Source organism: Bradyrhizobium sp. NBAIM08 (genome assembly GCF_020193935.1).
In the GTDB taxonomy this organism is placed as follows: Bacteria; Pseudomonadota; Alphaproteobacteria; order Rhizobiales; family Xanthobacteraceae; genus Bradyrhizobium; species Bradyrhizobium yuanmingense.
Genome location: NZ_JADYVR010001127.1, coordinates 1 through 394, shown reverse-complemented (window position 1 = coordinate 394; position 394 = coordinate 1). Strand labels below are relative to the sequence as shown.

At 55.8% G+C, this 394-nt stretch carries 1 pseudogene; it reads left to right on the top strand.

The features are described from left to right. Window positions 1-394, top strand: a pseudogene (locus tag I6F37_RS43790) (polyphosphate kinase 2 family protein); the annotation flags it as partial.

Below are 394 nucleotides of genomic sequence, written 5' to 3'. Positions count from 1 at the left end.
GTACGGACATTTGCTGGATGGGCTGCAACTGGAACCGGTAAAGCTGGGAGGCAAGGTATCGATTGGCGACAAGGATGCGCGCATTGAAGGCGCGCCAAAAAAGGGCGACCTTGTGCCGCACACAAAGGCGTTGTTGGCGCGACTTGCTGAATTGCAGGACGCTTTTCATGCCAACGGCAAACACGCCTTGTTACTTGTGTTGCAAGGGCGAGATGCTTCGGGAAAAGACGGCACCATCAAGACGGTTTGTGGCGCGTTCAATCCGCTGGGCGTAACGGTGCACGGATTCGGCCCGCCTTCGTCGCTGGAATTGCGACACGATTATCTCTGGCGCGTTCATCAGGTCGTGCCGCCATTGGGAATGATCGGAGTATTCAATCGTTCGCACTACGAA